This is a genomic window from Acetobacter orleanensis (assembly GCF_001581005.1).
Lineage (GTDB): Bacteria > Pseudomonadota > Alphaproteobacteria > Acetobacterales > Acetobacteraceae > Acetobacter > Acetobacter orleanensis.
Genome location: NZ_LHZV01000056.1, coordinates 52336 through 71346 on the forward strand (window position 1 = coordinate 52336; position 19011 = coordinate 71346).

Below are 19011 nucleotides of genomic sequence, written 5' to 3' on the forward strand. Positions count from 1 at the left end.
TTCACGCATTTTCAAAATTCAGGCGATTTCAAACAGACCTTCGACTTCAACCGGCGCATCCAGCGGCAGAGAGGGCACGCCAACGGTGGAGCGCGCATGGCGTCCGGCGTCACCAAAGACTTCAACAGCCAGATCGGATGCGCCATTCATGACGGATGCATGGGCGGTGAACTCCGGGGTGCAGGCAATAAAGCCGCCCAGACGTACAACCCGCTTTACGCGACTGAGGTCGCCCACAGCAGCTTTGACCTGTGCGATGAGGTTGATCATGCTGTAACGCGCGGCGTCCACGGCGGTCTCGACAGAGACAGAACCGCCCAGCTTGCCGGTGGCGAACAGCTTGCCATCCGCCAGAGGAAGCTGGCCGGAGACAACCAGCAGATTGCCGCTCTGCACGCAGGCAACATAGTTAGCTACGGGCGCTGCGGGCGTGGGCAGCGTGATGCCAAGGTCTTTCAGGCGGGCTTCAGGTGTGGTGCTCATGAGGGACTGATCCTTATTCTGTCTGGTGACTGTTCTGGCAGAATCCATGCCAGATTCTGGAGGTTCTATGGCGGACCCTATGCCGGACCGGGGCTAGCTGACCAGCCGCAGGCTGCCACGTTTGCGGGCGACAGGGTCGCTCTCCTGCGCCGGGAAATCAAGCGGCAGGAGCGGATCCGGGTCCATCTGGCTGTCCTGATGCGGGCCATCGGGCAGTTTTTTGTTCAGATAGGCGTCGGACAGGGCGCGAAACGTATAGTCCAGCATGGAGGTAGCGTAAGTAGCTACGGGGTCTCCCTCCACCGTGCCGGAGGGACCAAAACAGGAATAGGCAAAGCTGCTGACATACGCCTCCAGCGGCGCGCCATATTGCAGGCCGATGCTCACAGCCTCGCCAAAGCTTTCCATCAGGCCCCGGACCATAGGGCTTTCCCGCGTGGGGTTCAGTGCGAGTTCACCCAGTGTGCCGTCTTCATATTCCCCTGTGCGCAGAAACAGCCGGTGGCCGCCAATGCTGGTTTTCTGCGTAAAGCCCCCATGGCGCTGCGGTAGGGCGCGGCGCATCCCGCGTTCCAGTCTGCGCACCAGAATCTGGGCAGCAGGGTCCGGCCGGGCGGGCATCCGGTCGATAAAGCCGGTCAGGGCGCGATACATGGCCATGTGGGCGTTCGGGCCGGGCAGGGGGAGTACGGTCTCGCCCGCCAGAGCGGCGGCAAGTGCGGTCTCTGTTGTGAAATCCCGGGCGTCTAGACGGTTGCGTGTGCTGGTTGCCAGTCGACCATCCGGCCGGAGCAGGGAGAAAACGGGGGCCAGACCGCAGGCCTCCACGCCCAGCAGGCCATCCACAGCGCTACAGGTGGAAAAGCCGGTTTCCACAGTGGCCAGCGGCGTTTCGGTCGCAACGGCGGCTTCCCGCCAGACAGCGCGGAGCGTCTCGCTCAGACCCGGCAGGACGGTGCGCACCGGCGGCAGCGGCAGGGACTCCGGGCCGGTGCCGGAATGGGCGGTCAGCGTGGCCAGTGTTGCAATGGCGCAGGCGGCGGCGCGGCCATCCTCACTATCATAATCCAGACCGACTCCAGCCAGACAGGCATCCAGATTGGTCAGCAGGATGTCACCCGCGATAACGGGTGGCGCGGGCTGATCCGCGCTGTTTTTTGCTGACGAGTCTTGGGTTGCGTCTTTGGTCACGGCTTTGGTGGTGGCCTGTTCCGCTGGCGCTGGTGCGAACAGGTCAGGCAGCGGCAGTTCTCCGTTGCGCTGGTCCGCCGTGGTGTGGGCCGCATTGCGCAGAACAGAAGAGAGCAGGCGGATGGCGGCCACAAAGGTTTCCGCCGCAAAGCCCTCACCGGGGGAGATAAAGGCCGCCAGATTGACCAGAAAGCCGGGTGGGCGGTCAAACGCGCAGGACCAGACGGGCTCCGTAGGCGCGGCTTGCCGCAACAGCAGCAGCCACACTAGCGAGCGGGCTGTCGCATCATCCTGCGTCAGCGCGTCCACCCAGCGGGAGGCCGTGCTGGCAAGATCAATGGCGCCTGTGCCGGGCACAAGCTGGGCCAGAGCGGAGGCCGCGTCGGCATCCCACTCAGCGGGCAGAGTTACGGAGCGCAGGGGAGCATCCGGGTCTGCTGCGGCTTGCAGCGTGCTCATAAGCACGCCGTTCCAATGGCGTCTGGCTTTTGTCATGGGGCTACTCTACGCGCGTCCCAAATAACGGTGGAACCCGGGTGAGTAATCATTTGCGGTATATAATGCTCGGTATAACGAGGATATGGGGGATAACTTTTCAAACGGCTGATTTGGCCCGTGCCGTGCGCGGTCTGATCGAGTGGAGTTGATCGCCCGCGCCCTGAAAAACATGGACCAGTGGGCCTGTGGAGTCTTATCCTTGTTCTCATGGTAAACTTCGGAACATGGCTGCATACCCGCCGCAAAGGTCGCCTTATTGGCAAAGATTGTGACGGACGATGCTATTACGAATCCACAGGCCCGGCCCGACGTGGCGGCGGTGTGGACCGGCCCGAACGCTGGGTGATCTATCTGAAGGGAGAAGACCCTTCCGCCGTGCCGCCGGAATGGTGGGGCTGGCTGCACCACACAATAGATGCGCCGATCCCGCAGGAAGAGCGCAAGCCGTGGCAGTTGCCGCATCAGCCAAACCTGACGGGAACTGCGCAGGCGTACCGTCCGACTGGCAGCCCCTATAAAACTGGCCAGCATCCACCTGCGACGGGAGATTACGAATCCTGGTCTCCTGACGCGTGATCTGCAACGCATTCCCTGCTAAGGTCACGGTTCTGGACAGGGAGTAAACAGGACGCATGGCTTCAGTAACGGCAGTAAAACCCCGGCGCACGTCACTTGAACTGGTGACCGGCGTTCTTGTTCTCGGCCTGCTCGGGCTGATGCTTATTGCCGCCGTGGTGGGGGAAGGGCGCAAAACCGACACTACCGGCTACCGGCTGCATGCGGGTTTTTCCCATATTGACGGGCTTGGCGTGGGCTCGGATGTGCGTCTTGCCGGGGTTACGGTCGGGCAGGTTGTCTCCGAGCGGGTTAATCCCTCCACTTTCAAGGCGGAAGTCACCTTTACCGTGCGGCCAGACATCAAGCTGCCGACGGACAGTGCCGCCATTATTACCAGTGACAGCCTTCTGGGCGGTAAATACATCGCCCTCTCCCCCGGTGGGGATGACCATACGATGGCGCCGGGTGCGACTATGAGTGAGACTCAGGGCTCCATTAGTCTGGAACAGCTCCTCAGCAAGTTCATCTTCTCGGTGACTGATACGCTGACCCGCGCGAACAAAGATGCGGCGGACGGAAAAGCCCCCGCAGCAGGCAATGCAGGGAAGGGTGACCTGCCATGAGCGGTGCTCCACTGACGTTGACGGCCTGAAGAGGACGGACCCCTATGGAAAGCCCGAAACGATGGATGCAGGCGGATGGTGAGCCTGTCTCCTGTCAGGAAAAGCTGCGTGTGCTGGAAGAAAACTGGCAGGAAGTGCAGGGCATCCTGCGCGATGCTTTCGAGGATGCCGTGTTGATGGGTGTCAGCGAACACGCCATGCGCGCGCATCTGACGGATCTTGTTGCCTCTCTCCAGTCGCCCCATCACGGACATAAAGCATGAGCATGAAGCATTTTTCCCGTCTCGCTGCTCTGGGTGGCCTGATAGCGGCGGCAAGTGGCTGGAGCGTAACGCCCAAGGCGCAGGCAGTCGGCACACCTCTGGCTCCGCCCGCCGTTTACGCGCCGGGCGTGTGGCAGGGTAAGGGAACCGCCGTGGTGCGGGTGCTGGACCGGTTGGATGCGCATGTTGAAGTGCTGACAATCCCTGCGGGAACCACCGCGCATTACAAGAGTTTGGACCTTACCGCAGGCCGGTGTCTGGAGCGGCCCAAAACCCTGTCTCCCGATGCGGCGGGCTGGCTGGAACTGCATGATACGCACCCGGATGGGGCAACCTTTAAAGGCTGGATGCTGGCGGCGGAACCGGGTTTGGGCGTGTTTGAAAGCGCTGTGTATGATGTGCGGATGGTGCGGTGTGAGGGGGCGGACGTTGCCCCGATGGCCCCGCCTTTGCCGACACCTGCTGCGCCGGTGTTAGCTCCGTCCGGGGGCGATAAGCCCGCGTCCGATGCCACTAGGGCGGGCTCCAGTGCGCCGCCTGCGGGGGATACGCCTCCGGCCACTCCTGAATCCGGTGGAGAATATTAGAGGCGGACAGGCCCGACCATGTCATGGCTGTGTTGTCTGTCTTGCCTTTAGGAGGTGTTGTCTGGTCATTCCGGGTCAGGCATCGTTCAGAGGCAGACTTCGGGTCAGGTCAGCTTTCGGCTGATTGAGCCTGTAGCAAAATGAGACGAGGTGCACGTGGTCGGTTCTTCTTCCAGTCAGGACTTTCGCTTTCAGGTTCCCTCTCTGGATCAGGCGGCGTTCCTTTTAGATTTTGACGGAACTCTGGTCGATATAGCACCGACGCCAGACTCTATTGTTGTGCCGGAGGGATTGCCGGATACCCTGCGCCGTCTGCGGGCAGCGTGTGGGGATGCGCTGGCCATTGTATCCGGTCGTTCGATTGATCAGATTGATCATTTTCTAGGGGATATTCCTTTTGCCGTGGCGGGTGAACACGGCATTGCCGTGCGGCATCGTCCCGGTGGCCCGATTGAGCGGGCGGCTCTCCCACAAATGCCGCAAGACTGGTTTGCTGAAGCCCGCGCTCTTGTTGCGGCATGGCCCGGTGCTCGGCTGGAACATAAGCCGGGGGGCTTTGTCCTGCATTATCGCGCCGTGCCGGAAGCCGGCGCTGCCTTGCGTAAGGCTGCCGAGAACTGGGTAAAAGACACTCACGGGGCCTTTGAAGTCCAGACGGCAAAAATGGCGTGGGAAGTTCGTGCTGCCGGGGTGGATAAAGGGTATGCGGTCAGCATGTTGATGAAGTCCGCGCCCTTTGCTGGCAGAAAGCCCATCTTTGTGGGGGATGACGTGACGGATGAAGACGGAATGGCCGAAGCCCGCCGCCTTGGCGGCATCGGCCTGCGTATTCCGACAGATTTTCCCAACCCCACAGCCTTTCGGGCTTGGCTGACCACTCTGGTTGAAGGGGAGAACTGAACAATGGGGCGTTTAGTTGTTGTTTCCAACCGGGTTCCCGCGCCGCGGGACCGGTTGCAGCCCGCTGGCGGGCTGGCCGTAGCCCTGCGTTCGGCGCTTAAGGAAGGAAGCTGCCTGTGGTTTGGTTGGTCCGGTCAGCAGGTTTCTGAAAAGGTCGGGCATGATCATGCGGTGAATGTCGATACGGTGGAGAACATCACCTACGCCACCATTGACCTGACCCACGCGGAATATGATGGATTTTACCAGAAATATTCCAACGGCATTCTTTGGCCCCTCTGCCATTATCGCGCTGGCCTGATGGATTATGAGCGTAAAGACCAGATTATTTACCAAAATGTTAATGAGATGTTTGCCCGAAAATTATTGCCGCTTTTGCAGCCGGGTGACCAAATCTGGATTCATGATTATCATTTGTTCCCGCTTGGGCAGGCGCTGCGGGATCTGGGGGTTGCGGCCCCCATCGGGTTTTTCCTGCATATCCCGTTCCCGCCATGGAGCCTGATGCGTGCGTTGCCGGAAGCGCATTCGCTCCTGCGGTCCATGCAGGCGTATGATGTGATTGGTGTGCAGACCGAGGATGACGCCCGGAACATGAATGACGGGTTCTCCATGGTCGGCGCAACGGCAAAGGCGGAGGTCTTCCCGATCGGGATTGACCCGGACAGTTTTGCCAAACAGGCGGCAGACGGGCTGGCTAACCTGGAGGTCCAGCGCCTGAAGGAAAGCTTGCGTGGCAAACCCTTTATTATCGGGGTGGACCGGCTGGACTATTCCAAAGGATTGCCAGAGCGTTTTCGGGGGTATGAAGTTTTTCTGGAACGCTACCCGGAGCATCGGGGGAAGGTGGTCTATCTTCAGGTTGCTCCCGTCTCCCGTGGAAATGTGCCGGAATATCGTGCTTTGCGGCAGGAGTTGGATGCTGCGGCTGGCCGCATTAACGGCACATATGGGGAATTTGACTGGACACCAATCCGGTATCTCACTCATTCTGTGCCGCGCACCCTGCTCGCCAGCTTCTATCGGCTGGCAGATGTCGCCCTTGTAACTCCTTTGCGGGACGGTATGAATCTGGTGGCCAAGGAATATGTCGCGGCGCAGGATAAAGCTGATCCGGGGGTGCTGATTCTCTCCCGTTTTGCGGGTGCCGCGCCAGATATGGAAGCCGCCCTTATGGTCAATCCGCATGATGCGGACGAAATTGCGGATGCTCTGCACAAGGCTTTGACCATGCCCAATGGAGAGCGGCAGGCGCGCTGGGATCATCTGGAGCCGGATGTCTGGCGGGTAACGGCGCTAACATGGGCGCGTGATTTTATTCAGGCTCTTGGTAAGGCCCGTTCAGCGTGAGATATGCTTTCTCTAATAGAAAAATGGGTATTTTCCTCGCACTGGCTGGGGTTTTGGCGCTCGGTATTGCGTGGTGGGTGGAGCATGTTCTGCACATCATGCCGTGCGAGCTCTGTCTGGTTGAGCGTTGGCCGTGGCGTGTGCTGATTGTTATTGGCGTGGTGGATGTGCTCCTGCCCGGCATGGCGGGCGGGCCGGTCCTGTGGCTTTGCGTGCCAACCCTGTTGGCTTCTGTCGGACTGGCGTTTTGCCATGCCGGTGTGGAGTGGGGCTGGTGGCCCAGCCCATTGCCGGGGTGCCTGACGCCTCATATTACAGGCACCACCATGGCGGAGCGTCTGGCGTCCATGCCGCTGCTACCGTCCAAGCCGTGTGACGCTCCCACCTATCTTGTGCCGGGTCTGCCTTTGTCCATGTCTGTCATGGGTGGGCTTTATGCGGCGGCTATCTTGGGGGCGTTTGGCCTCTGGCGCTATCGCGTCAGCCGGGCAGTCCGCAGAATATTTTATTAAGACGTAAGACAGTAGAAGCAGCCGGTTTTATCTGGCTTAACGCCGTTGGCGGGTTCTGTTCCCGGCTGTTGTCCTATGGTAATACTCTATAGAAAGACAAGCGGGGCTTGTTGCCTCGTTTTGCCTAAATATTATAGTTACGCTCAACTGGACAGTCTTGGGAAATTTAAATGACGAGCTCTGATAAAAATAAGAAGCTGGACTGGAGTGTATTTGATTCTGTCTGGTATAAAGAAAAATACAAAGATGTTCTGAATTTTTTGCAGGTTCAGACAGATGAGGCTGTTCAGGAATTTTATAAAGACAAGGGTATCAGCCTTAAACACTCCCCCAATCCTTATTTTGATGAAGACTGGTATCTCAGCAAATATCCTGACGTTGCGGAGCAGATTATCCGCGGAGATTTCCGGTCCGGTTTTGAGCATTACTGCCAGAAAGGCTTTACCTCCCATAATCCGCACTGGCTGTTTGATGAGGCTTATTATTTAAAGCGGCATCCGGATATTTCGGATGTCGGTCTCGCTGAACTGGGCTTCAGAAACGGGTATGACCATTACCTGAATATTGGGGATTTCCAGTATAGCAGCGGGTCGTGGTTTTTTGATCCGAACGCCTATTTAAAAGGCGGTCAGGCAACAACACTGGAGCTGGGTCCATATTCCCAGTGTGTACGGGCCACAACGCCTGTCACCGGCTACGGTCACAGGCTGTCTTGGTATTTTGACCCGGAATGGTATCTGGAAACCTATCCAGAAGTGCGGAAGGAACTGGATGCCAGAGAATGGACGTCCGCCCTGCACCATTATCTGGTCAATAAAACGCCCACGCTGTTTAATCCGGACCCGTATTTTTCCGAGGAATTTTACGGCAGCATCAATAACGATGTTTCTGGAGCAGTAGAAAGCGGAAATTTCCGCAATTTCTTTGAGCATTTTTTGAAATATGGCGTGCATGAACTGCGCAAGCCACTCTCTACGGTGGATCTGGAAGGCTATTACCGCAATCCAACGGTCCAGCAGGAAGTCAATCGTGGAGATTATGCCGATGCCTTCGCGCACTACATCGCGCATGGGGGCAGACTAGAAGATGATGCCGCGTTCCAGAAAGAAAGCGAGCATATTTCAAAAAAAATCTATCATGAAATGTGCCGTATCCGGATGCCGCTTCTGCTGAACGGAACGCTGGATTTTACCTACGAATATCCTGATTTTACCGTTATCATTATTGCCCATAACCATTTTGCCATGACATTAAGTGCACTGGCATCTTTGCGGGCCAATTATAACGGCCCGATGCAGGTTATTGTGGTGGATTCCGGCTCAACCGACGGCATGCGGATGATCGAACAGCATGTGCGTGGGCTGGAAGTTATCCGCTTTCCGGGGAATATCGGATTCCTGCTTGGCTGTAACGCGGCCCTTGAAAAAGTGCGTGGCCCTTTCACGCTCTATCTGAATAATGATCTAGAGTTGGTGTCCGGTGCTACTGGCAATGCACTGGCGCGGCTGCGGAGTGAACCAAAAACCGGGGCGGTGGGGGCCAAACTGGTCCGTACCAACGGAATGTTACAGGAAGCTGGAAGCATTGTGTGGCGGGATGGTTCTGTCTGCGGTTATCTGCGGGACAGACGCCCGGATGTGCCAGAAGCCAATTTTGTTCGTTCAGTGGATTTCTGCTCTGGCGCGTTTTTGCTGGTCCGGACCGACCTGCTCAAACAGTTGGGCGGATTTGATACGGACTATGCTCCGGCCTATTTTGAGGAAACGGACCTCTGCCTCCGGATTCATGAAGCCGGGTTTGATGTGGTGTATGACCCCTCGATTGTGGTGATTCACTATGAATATGGAACCTCCGGCTTTATCAGCGGGGCATCCATGATTGCGCGGAATCAGGAAACTTTCCGTAAAAAACATGGGAATTATCTGCGACAGAAAAATCTGTTCCATGAGCGTCTATTGGTGCGGGCGCGGTCTTCCGCCACGCGGCAGAAGCGTATTCTGTTTATTGAGGACCGCCTGCCGTATCGCTTCCTTGGGTCAGGGTTTACCCGGTCCAATGATGTCATCCGGAGCATGATTGAACTGGGATACCATGTGACAGTGTATCCGGTTTATCGCCCGACAGAGCCGATGGAAGAAATCTGTAGTTCTTTCCCGGATCGGGCTGAAGTGATCTGGGACCGGGAACTGCCGGAGCTGGAAGACTTCATCAAATCCCGTGCTGGTTATTATGATCTGGTGTGGATTGCCCGTACCCATAATGCGGACCGTCTGGCACCGGTGTTGATGCAGTGCGCGGATGCCATTTCCTCCCACGCTGTCATTATTGACACCGAGGCAGTAGCAGCCCCCCGTGAGCACCAGAAGCGCGTTCTCCGCGGTGATGGCGTGCCTGAACAATCTGTTGAGGAAATGCTCAAGCATGAGTTCCGACATTTGTTCATGGCCGAGAAAATTGTTGCTGTGAACAATAAGGATGCAGAAATCCTCAAGAAAAATGGTTTCCCGAACGTGGGTGTGCTTGGGCATATGCAAAAGCCGCTTCCCTATTCTCCCGGATGGGAGGCTCGGCGGGATATTCTATTCCTTGGCGCGATGCATGATAGTGATTCCCCCAATGTGGACTCACTGGCATGGTTCAGCGGTCAGGTTTTGCCTCTTCTGGAAGGGCGTTTGCCAGATGATGTGAAGTTTACTGTCTGTGGCTATATCAATCCCAAAGTTGATCTGTCACCTCTGGCAAAAAATCCACGTATCAATCTGATCGGCCGGGTTGCAGCCGTTGGGCCTGTGTATGATAGCCATCGGGTTTTTGTGGCGCCTACACGCTTTGCCGCCGGTATTCCGTATAAAATTCATGAGGCCGCAGCGCACGGTCTGCCCATTGTGGCATCCTCCATCCTGTGTGAGCAGGTCGGCTGGACGCCGGGAGAGGACATGCTGAGTGTCAGCACGACAGACCCTCAGGCGTTCGCGGATGCCATCGTCCGACTTTATGAGGATAAAACGCTGTGGGAGAGCGTTCGGGAACATGCGCTCACGCGGATGCAGGAAGACCACTCCCGCGCAAAATATCTCGAACAGCTCAAAGCCCTTCTTAACTTTCAATAAGACGGTGTTTGTGCAGGGAAACTGAGAGCGACGGGTTTATGTCGGTGCGTGCTGTGGCACCAGAGCCTGCAAAGCCCGTCAGATTTCAGCATGGTTTTTGAGTGCGCGCCGTGTGTAAAAGGCCGATGGGCGCACGACAAAATTCAAGCCTGCGCAGGGTCCGTTATAATTTTTTGCGTCAGTTCAAACAGCCGTGCGCAGGCTTTACTGCCGAGTAAGCTAACGTCTTCATAAGAAAACCACCTTGCTTCAAGCGCATCGTCTGACGCCGTTGGCGTGGTGGGAGTGGGTGTAGACTCCTCACACAGCACGGCAATAATCACATAATGAAACGCGAGTGTGCCATCGGGGGTGTGGTGCAGGCTGTCAAACACCTCAACGGTTTTGCTGGCATGGGCTGTCAGGCCCGTTTCTTCCTTTAATTCACGCTCAGCGGCTTCAAACAGCGTTTCTCCGGCTTCAACGCGTCCGCCGGGAAAGCCCCACAAGCCCGCATCCGGCGCATTGGCCCGGCGCACCAACAGAACGTTCTGGCCATGCCGGACAAGAGCCAGAACGCCCACACGCGGCATGAAGGAAGGGGATGTTTTTGTCATGATGAGAAAATGCAAAAATTTCCCGTCAGGGGTCAAGTGGTGAACGGGGCAGTGCGGTAAGAGAGATGCCTCCCGTTGGAAACATGCCGGCCTTTCGCCTGTGTCATGCAACAGTTCGGGGCAAGGGCGTTTAAATTAGACGAGTTCTGCCTGTCTGGTCCTTTTACAGGACCGCACGGGTGGGCGTGTTTTGTAATACGTTGCAGGAGTATCTGATCATGACGGCAGAAACCCTTACCATTCCGGGGCTTGCCAAGCCCGCATCCCGCATTGCTCTGGGGACATGGGCCATTGGCGGGTCCATGTGGGGTGGTCCGGATGATGCCAATGCGGCCAGAACCATTGATAAGGCGTTGGATCTGGGCATTAACGTCATTGATACCGCGCCTGTTTATGGGTTCGGCCATTCGGAAGATGTGATTGGCCGCGCGCTTGAAGGCAAGCGGGACAAGGTCATTCTGGCAACCAAGGTGGCGCTGCACTGGCAGGACGGAAAAGTGTTCCGTGACAGCCGCCCCGCCCGTATCGCGCAGGAAATTGAAGACTCTCTCCGCCGCCTACGTACGGACCATATCGACCTCTATCAGGTCCATTGGCCAGACCCGAAAACGCCGATGGAAGAAACGGCCCGCGCTCTTGAAAAGCTGGTGAAGGACGGCAAGGTGTGAGCAATTTCTCACCCGCGCAGATGGATGAGTTCCGTAAATTTGCGCCTCTGGCCACTATTCAGCCGCCTTATAATCTGTTTGAGCGGGAGAGTGAGCAGGACGTTCTGCCGTATGCCATCAAAAATAATCTGGTCGTGCTGGCCTACGGGCCGCTGTGCCGTGGCCTGCTGTCCGGCCGTATGACGGTGGACCGTAAGTTTGATGGGGATGACCTGCGCAAGAGCGACCCCAAGTTTCAGCAGCCGCGTTTTGGACAGTATCTGAAGGCGGTGGAAGATTTGAAAGCCATTGCCGACAAGCACGGTAAAACTATGCTGGCTCTGGCAATCCGATGGGTGCTGGACCGTGGGCCGACCATCGCGCTGTGGGGTGCCAGAAAGCCGGAACAGATAAGCGGTGTGGATGAGGCTTTCGGCTGGACGCTGGATGAGGCGGATATGAAGGCTATTGATGCGATTCTGACGCGCGATATCACGGACCCGGTTGGGCCGGAGTTTATGGCTCCTCCCGCCAGAAGCTAACAACGCACGCGGCCAGACCTGTAGTCACCGCAGGGCTGGCGGTCGGGGGAAAGCGTTGACGGAGCGCGGTGTTTTTCCGCAAGCTTACGCCCCATGGAAAAGCCGCCTGCCCTTGCTGACCGGCCTTCACATCAGGCCACCGTCTGCCCGTTTCCGCTCCAGCAAGTCCTGAGTCGGACACAGGCGGCGGAATATTTAGGCATATCCTCCAGCCGACTGCGACTTCTGGCCTTGCTGGGGGGTGGGCCAGACAGTGTGCGGCAGTCCGCTGGTCTTGTTCATTTCCGCAAGGATGACCTTGATCAGTATAGTGCGGGTCTGTTCAGCAAGGCTGGACTTTCCTCTGAGGCACTCAACCGGTATCGGGGTTTGCGGGCTGCCAGCGGCTATGCCGGGCGGGATGGCTTTATGGATATGGCCAGTCGGGATGAACTCCTGCAAGCCAGCGCCTATGTGGGCGGCAGGCTTGTCATCCTGTTGGGGATGGTGGTGATTGTCCTCTCCCACACGCCGCTCTCGCGCCTGCTGTTTCACATGAAATAGGACTGCCAGATCGGACCGCTAATAAGCGTGACAGGAGGCTGTTGAGGACTGGTGCGTGTCTTCAGGATGAGGCTTGCAGACAGCAGGTTCGCGCACCATGTTGGAACCCATGGCTACACGCACCGCTCCCGATTCCGCGCCTCTTTCTTCCTCTTCCAAGGCAGCGCCGCGCGGGAAGAAGCGCGGCACGCTGAGCGAGCGAGCGGCAAGCCTGCCTGCTGTGACCTTTGAGCCGGACCGTCAGACTGCTCGCCCCAAATTGCGGCGGATGGAAGTGGTCTCGGAGTATGATCCGGCGGGAGACCAGCCGCAGGCGATTGCTGATCTGCTGAAAGGCATTGAGACCAATGAGCGCGATCAGGTTCTGTTGGGTGTGACTGGCTCGGGTAAAACCTTCACCATGGCCAAGGTCATTGAGGCCACCCAAAAGCCGACCCTTATTCTGGCCCCCAACAAGACTCTGGCCGCACAGCTTTATGGGGAAATGAAGCAGTTTTTCCCCAACAATGCGGTCGAATATTTTGTCAGTTATTATGATTATTACCAGCCGGAAGCCTATGTGCCCCGGTCTGACACCTATATTGAAAAAGACAGCCAGATCAACGAGCAGATTGACCGGATGCGCCATGCCGCCACGCAGGCGCTGCTGGAGCGGAACGATGTGATTATCGTGGCGTCTGTTTCCTGCATTTATGGTATCGGCTCGGTCGAGACCTATTCCCGCATGGTCGTGAAGCTGGAACTGGGCGGGGAAATTGACCGGGACCGTCTGGTGCGTGGACTGGTGGAACTGCAATATCGCCGGAATGATGCGGCCTTCACACGCGGTACGTTCCGTGTGCGCGGGGAGACGGTGGATGTTTTCCCCGTCCAGAACGAGGACCGCGCTTGGCGTGTCTCCCTGTTTGGGGACGAGATTGACGGCATTATCGAGTTTGACCCGCTGACGGGTGAAAAGACGGCCGATCTTCAGGAAATTACCATTTACGCAAACAGCCACTACGTCACGCCGCGCCCCACGCTGAAGCAGGCTGTGGTTGGGATTAAGCAGGAATTGCGTGAGCAACTCGATAAATTTACCAAAGAGGGCAAACTCCTAGAGGCCGAGCGGCTGGACCAGCGTACCACGTTTGATCTGGAAATGATTGAAACAACCGGCGTGTGCAAGGGGATCGAGAATTACTCCCGCTATCTGTCAGGCCGCAAACCGGGTGATCCACCACCGACTTTGTTTGAATATCTGCCCGAAGACGCCCTGCTGATTGTGGATGAAAGCCATGTGACCGTCCCGCAGATTGGCGGCATGGAGCGCGGGGATAATGCCCGCAAATCCATTCTGGCGGAGTTCGGTTTCCGTCTGCCCTCCTGCCTTGATAACCGCCCGTTGAACTTTGCCGAATGGGACAAATTCCGCCCGCAGAGCCTTTTTGTCAGCGCCACACCCGGACCATGGGAAATGGAGCGCACAGGCGGCGTGTTTGCCGAGCAGGTTATTCGCCCGACTGGGCTGATTGACCCGGTCACGGATATTCGTCCAGTGGAACATCAGGTGGATGATCTGCTGGCGGAATGTCGGGCCACGGTTGCCAAAGGCGGGCGCGTGTTGGTGACAACACTCACCAAGCGCATGGCGGAAGACCTGACCGATTATCTGCATGAAGCCGGAATCAAGGTCCGCTATCTGCATTCTGACGTGGATACGCTGGAGCGGATTGAAATTATCCGGGACCTGCGGATTGGCGCGTTTGATGTGCTGATTGGTATTAACCTGCTGCGTGAGGGGCTGGATATTCCCGAATGTTCGCTGGTGGCCATTCTGGATGCCGATAAGGAAGGCTTCCTGCGCTCCCGCACGTCCCTCATCCAGACCATTGGCCGCGCCGCCCGTAATGTGGATGGGCGGGTGCTGCTTTATGCCGATAAAATGACGGATTCTCTGAAATACGCCGTGGAGGAAACCGCCCGCAGGCGTGAAAAACAGATGGCGTGGAACGAAGCCCACGGCATTACGCCGCAGAGTGTGCGTAAAAATATCGGCACGATTGTCTCCTCCGTGTTTGAGCAGGATTACGTGACTGTGGCGCCGGATGAAGAGACCGGGGTGGCCGAATTTGTTGGGCAGGATCTGGGTGCGGCCATTGCCGGTCTGGAAAAACGGATGCGGGATGCCGCGGCTGATCTGGAATTTGAAACGGCGGCCCGCCTGCGGGATGAAATCAAACGGTTGGAAGCGTTGCAACTGGGGCTGGAAGTGCCACCCGTTCCGAACTCCACGGCGGGCCAGAAATCCCAATCCCGCCGCAAACCCAACAAAGAGCAGGTGCCGCGTCCGCTCGGGCCGGGTGGCGGCGGGTATGAGCCTAAACCTAAACGCGGGCGCAGCCGCAGCAAAAGCTGAGGCGCGTTCTTTCAATCCAGCGTTTAGCCTGCTTGCATAGACTGGGGAGCGTCCTTTGCCGGAGGAGGCAGGGACGTTTGCGGGGTTTCTTCCGTCAGAGAGTGCTGGTCTGCTTCGGAAAGCCAGCTTTTTACCAGAGTGTAGGTCACGGATAAGATCATCGGCCCAACAAAAATCCCGACGAGTCCGAACGCCGTCAGACCGCCAATCACCCCCACCATAATCAGTACTAGCGGCACATTGGCCTGTTTGCGGATCAGGAAAGGGCGGAGCAGGTTATCAATAACAATAGAGAGAATGGTAAAGGCCAGCAGCACGATGGACCAGCCGACGCTCTGGAAGAAAAACATCCAGATGACTGCGGGAATAAGAGTCACACCGGGGCCAGCCTGAAGCAGGCAGGCAATAAAGGTGACGGCTGTTAAAATGCTGGCCCACGGCACGCCGGTTACGCCCATGCCTACGCCCGCAACGGCACTTTCCACAATGGCGGTAACTGTAACGCCAATCGCCACCCCGCGAATGGTTCGTCCGGCCAGAAGAACCATGTCCACACCGCGCTTGCCAGCCAGTGCGGACCCAAAATTCATCACCAGTCGTGCCGCGGCTTCGCCCCGCGTGTGGACGGCTGCCAGAATAATCAGCGTGAGCAGAAACTGGACCGCCAGCATGCCAAAGCTGCCCGCGTAATTCAGCACCCAGCCAATAATCTTGCCAGTGTCCGGCAAAATACGGTCAGCCAACTGGGGCAACCCCACATTTTCAATCCGGTGCCACCAGACGGTGGTTTTAGGGCCAATAAGAGGGAGGTGCGCGATCCATGCCGGTTCTGAGGGAATGCGGAAGCTCAGGGCGGAATCCGCAAGGGTTTTCAGCTCCGTCGTGTGGGTCAGGACAGTGGTTGTGGCTAACCAGAAGGGCAGGACATACACGATCAGCGCGACCAGACACGTTACGGTGACCGCCAGCCCACGGCTGCCCCACAGAAATTTCTGGATTTTCAGGAGCAGGGGCCAAGTGGTGACCCCAATCGTGACGGCCCAGATGGTTGCCGGGAGAAACGGCCGGATAACCCAGAGTGAGCACAAGATCATTCCAACAGCCGTCATGGCCGCCAGAACGACGCGTGTCTGGCGCATCGATTTCTCGGGATGGTGAGAGGTGTTGGTCGTCATCTTGTCCGTTTTCATCCCTTTAAGTGGATGCGCTGTGCGGTTGCTCCGTGCCGCCACAGTGGCGATGGAATAGCAAACCAGCAAGGGGCAGACAGCCGGACGGTTTATGCCCGTCCAATCGTGGACATGACGGCGGCGTCATTTTTTTCTACAAGAGACATTAGATACTGCCAGAGGGCGGGAAGAGACGCACTGTTCCTTGATGGAAACCGGGTGCGGGAAATTGAGGACGTGCATGTCAGACCAGACGAATAAGACACAAGCCATGCCAGATGGGCAGAAAAAGCGGCGCGGGGTAGGCTTCTGGGTTCTCTGGGGGGGCGTGGGGGCAGTGGCCCTGCTGGCGGCCTCTGGGGGCGCGGGCTGGATTTTTCTCAATAAGATTGATCTAGGGGGCTTTGTCGCGCGCCGCGCAACCGCTGCACTGGGGCGGACCGTGCAGGTGGGTAGCCTGCATGTTACACCGGGCCGCTGGCTGAAGGTGGATATGACCAAGGTTCGTCTGGCGAATATTCCCGGCGGCACGGGGCCGGATATGGTGCGGGTGGGGCATCTTGCGGCGGAAGTGAACGTATCTTCCCTGCTGCATGGGCCGATGCTGGTGCGCCATGTCGCGATTTCAGATGTCTATGTCATGGTGGAACGTACGCCGGAACATCTGCCAAACTGGCGTTTTGGCAAGCAGGCGGACACAGGCGCAAAGGTTGAGCCGCATCCTGCCGCCACGGGTCTGGATGACCGCAGCCACTACCCGACGGCGCTGGATGTGACTGTGCAGAACGGAGAGGTTATTTACCGGACCGCGCATGGGTCAGAATTCCGCACCACCTTGAAGACGGTCTCACTTCAGACGGATGGTGCGGACAAGCCGGTGCATCTAGCCGTTGATGGTGCGTATAACGATACGCCTGTCACGATGAGCGCGACCTTGCAGCCGTTTTCAGTCCTGCGGCAGACCAACACGCCGTATGGAATTGATATGGAAGCAAAATCCGGGGACCTGACCATCACGTTCAAAGGCACTGCGACGGACCCGATCAATGCGGATGGTATCAAAGGCGCTGTGACCGCCAACAGCCCCACATCCCACCCGATGATGCAGATTGCCGGCCTGCCTGCTCAGCAGGATATTGCCATGCAAATGTCTGGCCAGTTTGAGCATGACGGCAATGTGTGGAGCGTCACGCAGGGGAAGGGAATGGTCAAGGATAACCCGATGACCATCACACTCATGCGCCTTGTGGAAGGTGGCCGTGGCGAGCCTGACCATGTGACGGCGGATATTGCGTTCAGCAAACTTAATCTGAATGAATTTCTGCGTGGCCAGAAAACCAGTGCCTCGTCTGATACGGATATCCCGCTTACGGTTGATCGTGCGCCGGACCCGCTGGTGGATGCAAAGCTTTCAGTCAAACAACTGTCTTACAATGCACTGACTTTCTCCAACGTGGCACTTGCTGTCTCCGTCACCCCCGGTGCTGTGGCGGTCGAAATGCTGGGTCTTGACTATATGGGGGCCACGCTGAAAGCTTCTGGGAAGATTGAGGCGGCAGACAAAGGGGCTGCGCATGTTGGCGCTGCCGTTAATGTTTCCGGCGTGGACATTGAAAAGCTGCGTCGGGCTCTGGGTTTTGGCCCTATTCCGCTGCGTGGGCGTATCGATATGCAAATGCGGGCGGACGCCACCCAGAAAACCCTGAACGCAGCAGTACGAAGCGCGGATGTGGCCGCCGCTGTGTCCATGACCGGCGGCAGTCTGGAAAAAAAGGTAATCGGGCTTGCGTCGGCTGATCTGGCGATGCTGTTCAACAAACCAACCGGTCTGACCCCGGTTTCATGCCTGCTGGGGGTTGTGAGTTCCCGCGGCGGCGTAGGGCAGGCGTTACCACTGCGCATCCGCACGGGAAGCGGCACTGTAGCGGCCAATGCCCGGTTTGACCTGAACCGGAAATGGTTTGACCTCACGTTCGGGACGCAGGCCTCCACCACCGGGCGGTTTGCGCTGGATATTCCGGTGCGCGTCAGTGGGAGTTTCAGTAGTCCGAAGGTGCGTCCGGCAAGCTGGTCTGCTGACGGACGGGCCATGATGGCCCAGACCGAACGCCTGAACACCCTGCCTGCCGCAGTGAAGCAGTTTGCCCAGAAAAATGCCTGCTATCAGGTTATTGGGAAGTAAGCGGTTGCGGCGGGACTTGTTCCCGCCGCACTTCCCTTCTACCGTCCTCCTCATAACGTGTTCATATCTGGACGGAGCGCATGACCATGTCAGACACTTCCATACAGCCGGATTACGCGGCTCTGGCCTCGACTCCTGTCTGTAGCGAGCCGTTTCCGCATGTGGTTGTCCCGCATTTCATCCGTAAAGATGATATTCCCCGGCTGTTTGCCAGCCTGCCGGACATTCAGTCCGGAGGCTCGTTCCCGCCGTCAGCCCTGACGCTTTCCCCGCTGATGCAGTCTGTCGTGCGGGCTATGGAAGGGCCGGAATTACGGCGCATTATCGCCGAGAAGTTCCATCTTGATCTCGATCATGCCCCGACCATGCTGACCATCCGTGGCCGCACACGGGAAAAGGATGGCCGGATTCATACGGACTCGCTTGCCAAACGCGTGACAGTCCTGCTGTATCTGAACCCTGCGGAAGAAGAGAGCTGGCAAAAGCAAGAAGGCTGTGTGCGCCTGCTGCGTGGCCCGCATGATATTGAAGATTACGCAAAGGAAGTGCCCCCGGTGGAGGGCACGCTGCTGATTTTCCCCAATGGCCCGACAACATGGCACGGCCACAGGCAGTTTGTTGGCCAACGCTATACTATCCAGCTGAATTATATGACGGAAGATGCCCGCGCCCGGTCTGAACTGCGGCGGCACCAACTGTCTGCTCTGGCAAAAAAAATCTCACTTCCCGGCGTCGCGCGCTGAGAAAGAAATTCTCCGTAAACACATTGTCCTGACAAAGGATTTAAGAATGGCTTTTCTCTTTCCCACTTCCTATCGCGCACGCCAGTCTGACAGGCTGAAGCGGTTACGGGCGAGGG

General features: G+C 57.6%; 16 protein-coding genes and 1 pseudogene. 13 read left to right on the forward strand and 4 right to left on the reverse strand.

Annotated features, from left to right (window positions below; all coding sequences use genetic code 11):
- Window positions 1-18: 18 nt before the first annotated feature.
- Both AD949_RS05365 and AD949_RS05370 read right to left on the reverse strand, forming a co-directional pair.
- Complete coding sequence (locus AD949_RS05365) at window positions 19-483, reverse strand: RidA family protein (protein ID WP_048836714.1); 465 nt, start codon at window positions 481-483, stop codon at window positions 19-21.
- Window positions 484-576: 93 nt separating this feature from the next.
- Window positions 577-2169 carry a TSCPD domain-containing protein gene (locus tag AD949_RS05370; RefSeq protein ID WP_048836713.1) on the reverse strand — a complete coding sequence of 531 codons (1593 nt, stop codon included), beginning with the start codon at window positions 2167-2169 and terminating at the stop codon, window positions 577-579.
- Window positions 2170-2379: 210 nt separating this feature from the next.
- Here AD949_RS05370 and AD949_RS05375 point away from each other — a divergent pair, with 210 nt between their 5' ends.
- The 8 genes from AD949_RS05375 (at window position 2380) to AD949_RS05410 (ending at window position 10075) form a co-directional block, all read left to right on the forward strand.
- Window positions 2380-2748 carry an NADH-ubiquinone oxidoreductase subunit NDUFA12 family protein gene (locus tag AD949_RS05375; RefSeq protein ID WP_048836757.1) on the forward strand — a complete coding sequence of 123 codons (369 nt, stop codon included), beginning with the start codon at window positions 2380-2382 and terminating at the stop codon, window positions 2746-2748.
- A gap of 56 nt (window positions 2749-2804) precedes the next feature.
- Window positions 2805-3353 (forward strand): outer membrane lipid asymmetry maintenance protein MlaD, encoded by a 549-nt coding sequence (gene mlaD / locus AD949_RS05380; protein WP_048836712.1) that lies wholly within the window; start codon window positions 2805-2807, stop codon window positions 3351-3353.
- A 44-nt stretch (window positions 3354-3397) separates the two neighbouring features.
- Window positions 3398-3616 (forward strand): hypothetical protein, encoded by a 219-nt coding sequence (locus AD949_RS05385; RefSeq protein ID WP_048836711.1) that lies wholly within the window; start codon window positions 3398-3400, stop codon window positions 3614-3616.
- Window positions 3613-4203 (forward strand): DUF2155 domain-containing protein, encoded by a 591-nt coding sequence (locus AD949_RS05390; protein WP_244463438.1) that lies wholly within the window; start codon window positions 3613-3615, stop codon window positions 4201-4203. The genes AD949_RS05385 and AD949_RS05390 overlap by 4 nt, the downstream gene beginning before the upstream one ends.
- A gap of 156 nt (window positions 4204-4359) precedes the next feature.
- On the forward strand, window positions 4360-5103 hold the full coding sequence (gene otsB, locus AD949_RS05395; protein WP_048836756.1) for a trehalose-phosphatase: 744 nt from the start codon (window positions 4360-4362) through the stop codon (window positions 5101-5103).
- A 3-nt stretch (window positions 5104-5106) separates the two neighbouring features.
- Window positions 5107-6453, forward strand: a complete 1347-nt coding sequence (locus AD949_RS05400) for an alpha,alpha-trehalose-phosphate synthase (UDP-forming) (RefSeq protein WP_048836709.1) — start codon at window positions 5107-5109, stop codon at window positions 6451-6453.
- Window positions 6450-6965: a disulfide bond formation protein B gene (locus AD949_RS05405; protein WP_174766785.1), complete on the forward strand. Its 516-nt coding sequence runs from the start codon at window positions 6450-6452 to the stop codon at window positions 6963-6965. The genes AD949_RS05400 and AD949_RS05405 overlap by 4 nt, the downstream gene beginning before the upstream one ends.
- Window positions 6966-7135: 170 nt before the next feature.
- Window positions 7136-10075, forward strand: a complete 2940-nt coding sequence (locus tag AD949_RS05410; protein WP_048836707.1) for a glycosyltransferase — start codon at window positions 7136-7138, stop codon at window positions 10073-10075.
- Window positions 10076-10218: 143 nt separating this feature from the next.
- Here the strand turns inward: AD949_RS05410 and AD949_RS05415 are convergent, their stop codons facing one another.
- Entirely contained in the window at window positions 10219-10671 is a 453-nt protein-coding gene (locus AD949_RS05415; RefSeq protein ID WP_048836755.1) for an NUDIX hydrolase, read from the reverse strand.
- Between the two features lie 218 nt (window positions 10672-10889).
- Here AD949_RS05415 and AD949_RS05420 point away from each other — a divergent pair.
- The 3 genes and pseudogenes from AD949_RS05420 to uvrB all read left to right on the forward strand — a co-directional run bounded on the left by AD949_RS05420 (window position 10890) and on the right by uvrB (window position 14801).
- Window positions 10890-11860, forward strand: a pseudogene (locus AD949_RS05420) (aldo/keto reductase).
- 93 nt (window positions 11861-11953) lie between these two features.
- Window positions 11954-12403 (forward strand): hypothetical protein, encoded by a 450-nt coding sequence (locus AD949_RS05425; protein ID WP_048836706.1) that lies wholly within the window; start codon window positions 11954-11956, stop codon window positions 12401-12403.
- 109 nt (window positions 12404-12512) lie between these two features.
- Window positions 12513-14801 carry an excinuclease ABC subunit UvrB gene (gene uvrB / locus AD949_RS05430; protein WP_048836754.1) on the forward strand — a complete coding sequence of 763 codons (2289 nt, stop codon included), beginning with the start codon at window positions 12513-12515 and terminating at the stop codon, window positions 14799-14801.
- Window positions 14802-14824: 23 nt separating this feature from the next.
- Here the strand turns inward: uvrB and AD949_RS05435 are convergent, their stop codons facing one another.
- Window positions 14825-15976 (reverse strand): AI-2E family transporter, encoded by a 1152-nt coding sequence (locus AD949_RS05435; protein WP_048836753.1) that lies wholly within the window; start codon window positions 15974-15976, stop codon window positions 14825-14827.
- 235 nt (window positions 15977-16211) lie between these two features.
- Between AD949_RS05435 and AD949_RS05440 the strand changes: the two genes are divergently transcribed.
- Together AD949_RS05440 and AD949_RS05445 are read left to right on the forward strand one after the other, a co-directional pair.
- Complete coding sequence (locus AD949_RS05440; protein WP_048836705.1) at window positions 16212-18152, forward strand: AsmA family protein; 1941 nt, start codon at window positions 16212-16214, stop codon at window positions 18150-18152.
- Window positions 18153-18232: 80 nt separating this feature from the next.
- Window positions 18233-18895, forward strand: a complete 663-nt coding sequence (locus tag AD949_RS05445; RefSeq protein ID WP_048836704.1) for a 2OG-Fe(II) oxygenase — start codon at window positions 18233-18235, stop codon at window positions 18893-18895.
- Window positions 18896-19011: the final 116 nt, after the last annotated feature.

Bases quoted from the DNA above. Each gene is read 5' to 3' on its own strand.
- AD949_RS05375 (WP_048836757.1), top strand. From the start codon at position 2,380: ATGGTAAACTTCGGAACATGGCTGCATACCCGCCGCAAAGGTCGCCTT.
- AD949_RS05365 (WP_048836714.1), bottom strand. From the start codon at position 483: ATGAGCACCACACCTGAAGCCCGCCTGAAAGACCTTGGCATCACGCTG.
- AD949_RS05435 (WP_048836753.1), bottom strand. From the start codon at position 15,976: ATGACGACCAACACCTCTCACCATCCCGAGAAATCGATGCGCCAGACA.
- AD949_RS05390 (WP_244463438.1), top strand. From the start codon at position 3,613: ATGAGCATGAAGCATTTTTCCCGTCTCGCTGCTCTGGGTGGCCTGATA.
- AD949_RS05415 (WP_048836755.1), bottom strand. From the start codon at position 10,671: ATGACAAAAACATCCCCTTCCTTCATGCCGCGTGTGGGCGTTCTGGCT.
- uvrB (WP_048836754.1), top strand. From the start codon at position 12,513: ATGGCTACACGCACCGCTCCCGATTCCGCGCCTCTTTCTTCCTCTTCC.
- AD949_RS05410 (WP_048836707.1), top strand. From the start codon at position 7,136: ATGACGAGCTCTGATAAAAATAAGAAGCTGGACTGGAGTGTATTTGAT.
- AD949_RS05370 (WP_048836713.1), bottom strand. From the start codon at position 2,169: ATGACAAAAGCCAGACGCCATTGGAACGGCGTGCTTATGAGCACGCTG.
- mlaD (WP_048836712.1), top strand. From the start codon at position 2,805: ATGGCTTCAGTAACGGCAGTAAAACCCCGGCGCACGTCACTTGAACTG.
- AD949_RS05425 (WP_048836706.1), top strand. From the start codon at position 11,954: ATGGAAAAGCCGCCTGCCCTTGCTGACCGGCCTTCACATCAGGCCACC.
- AD949_RS05445 (WP_048836704.1), top strand. From the start codon at position 18,233: ATGACCATGTCAGACACTTCCATACAGCCGGATTACGCGGCTCTGGCC.
- AD949_RS05400 (WP_048836709.1), top strand. From the start codon at position 5,107: ATGGGGCGTTTAGTTGTTGTTTCCAACCGGGTTCCCGCGCCGCGGGAC.
- AD949_RS05440 (WP_048836705.1), top strand. From the start codon at position 16,212: ATGTCAGACCAGACGAATAAGACACAAGCCATGCCAGATGGGCAGAAA.
- AD949_RS05385 (WP_048836711.1), top strand. From the start codon at position 3,398: ATGGAAAGCCCGAAACGATGGATGCAGGCGGATGGTGAGCCTGTCTCC.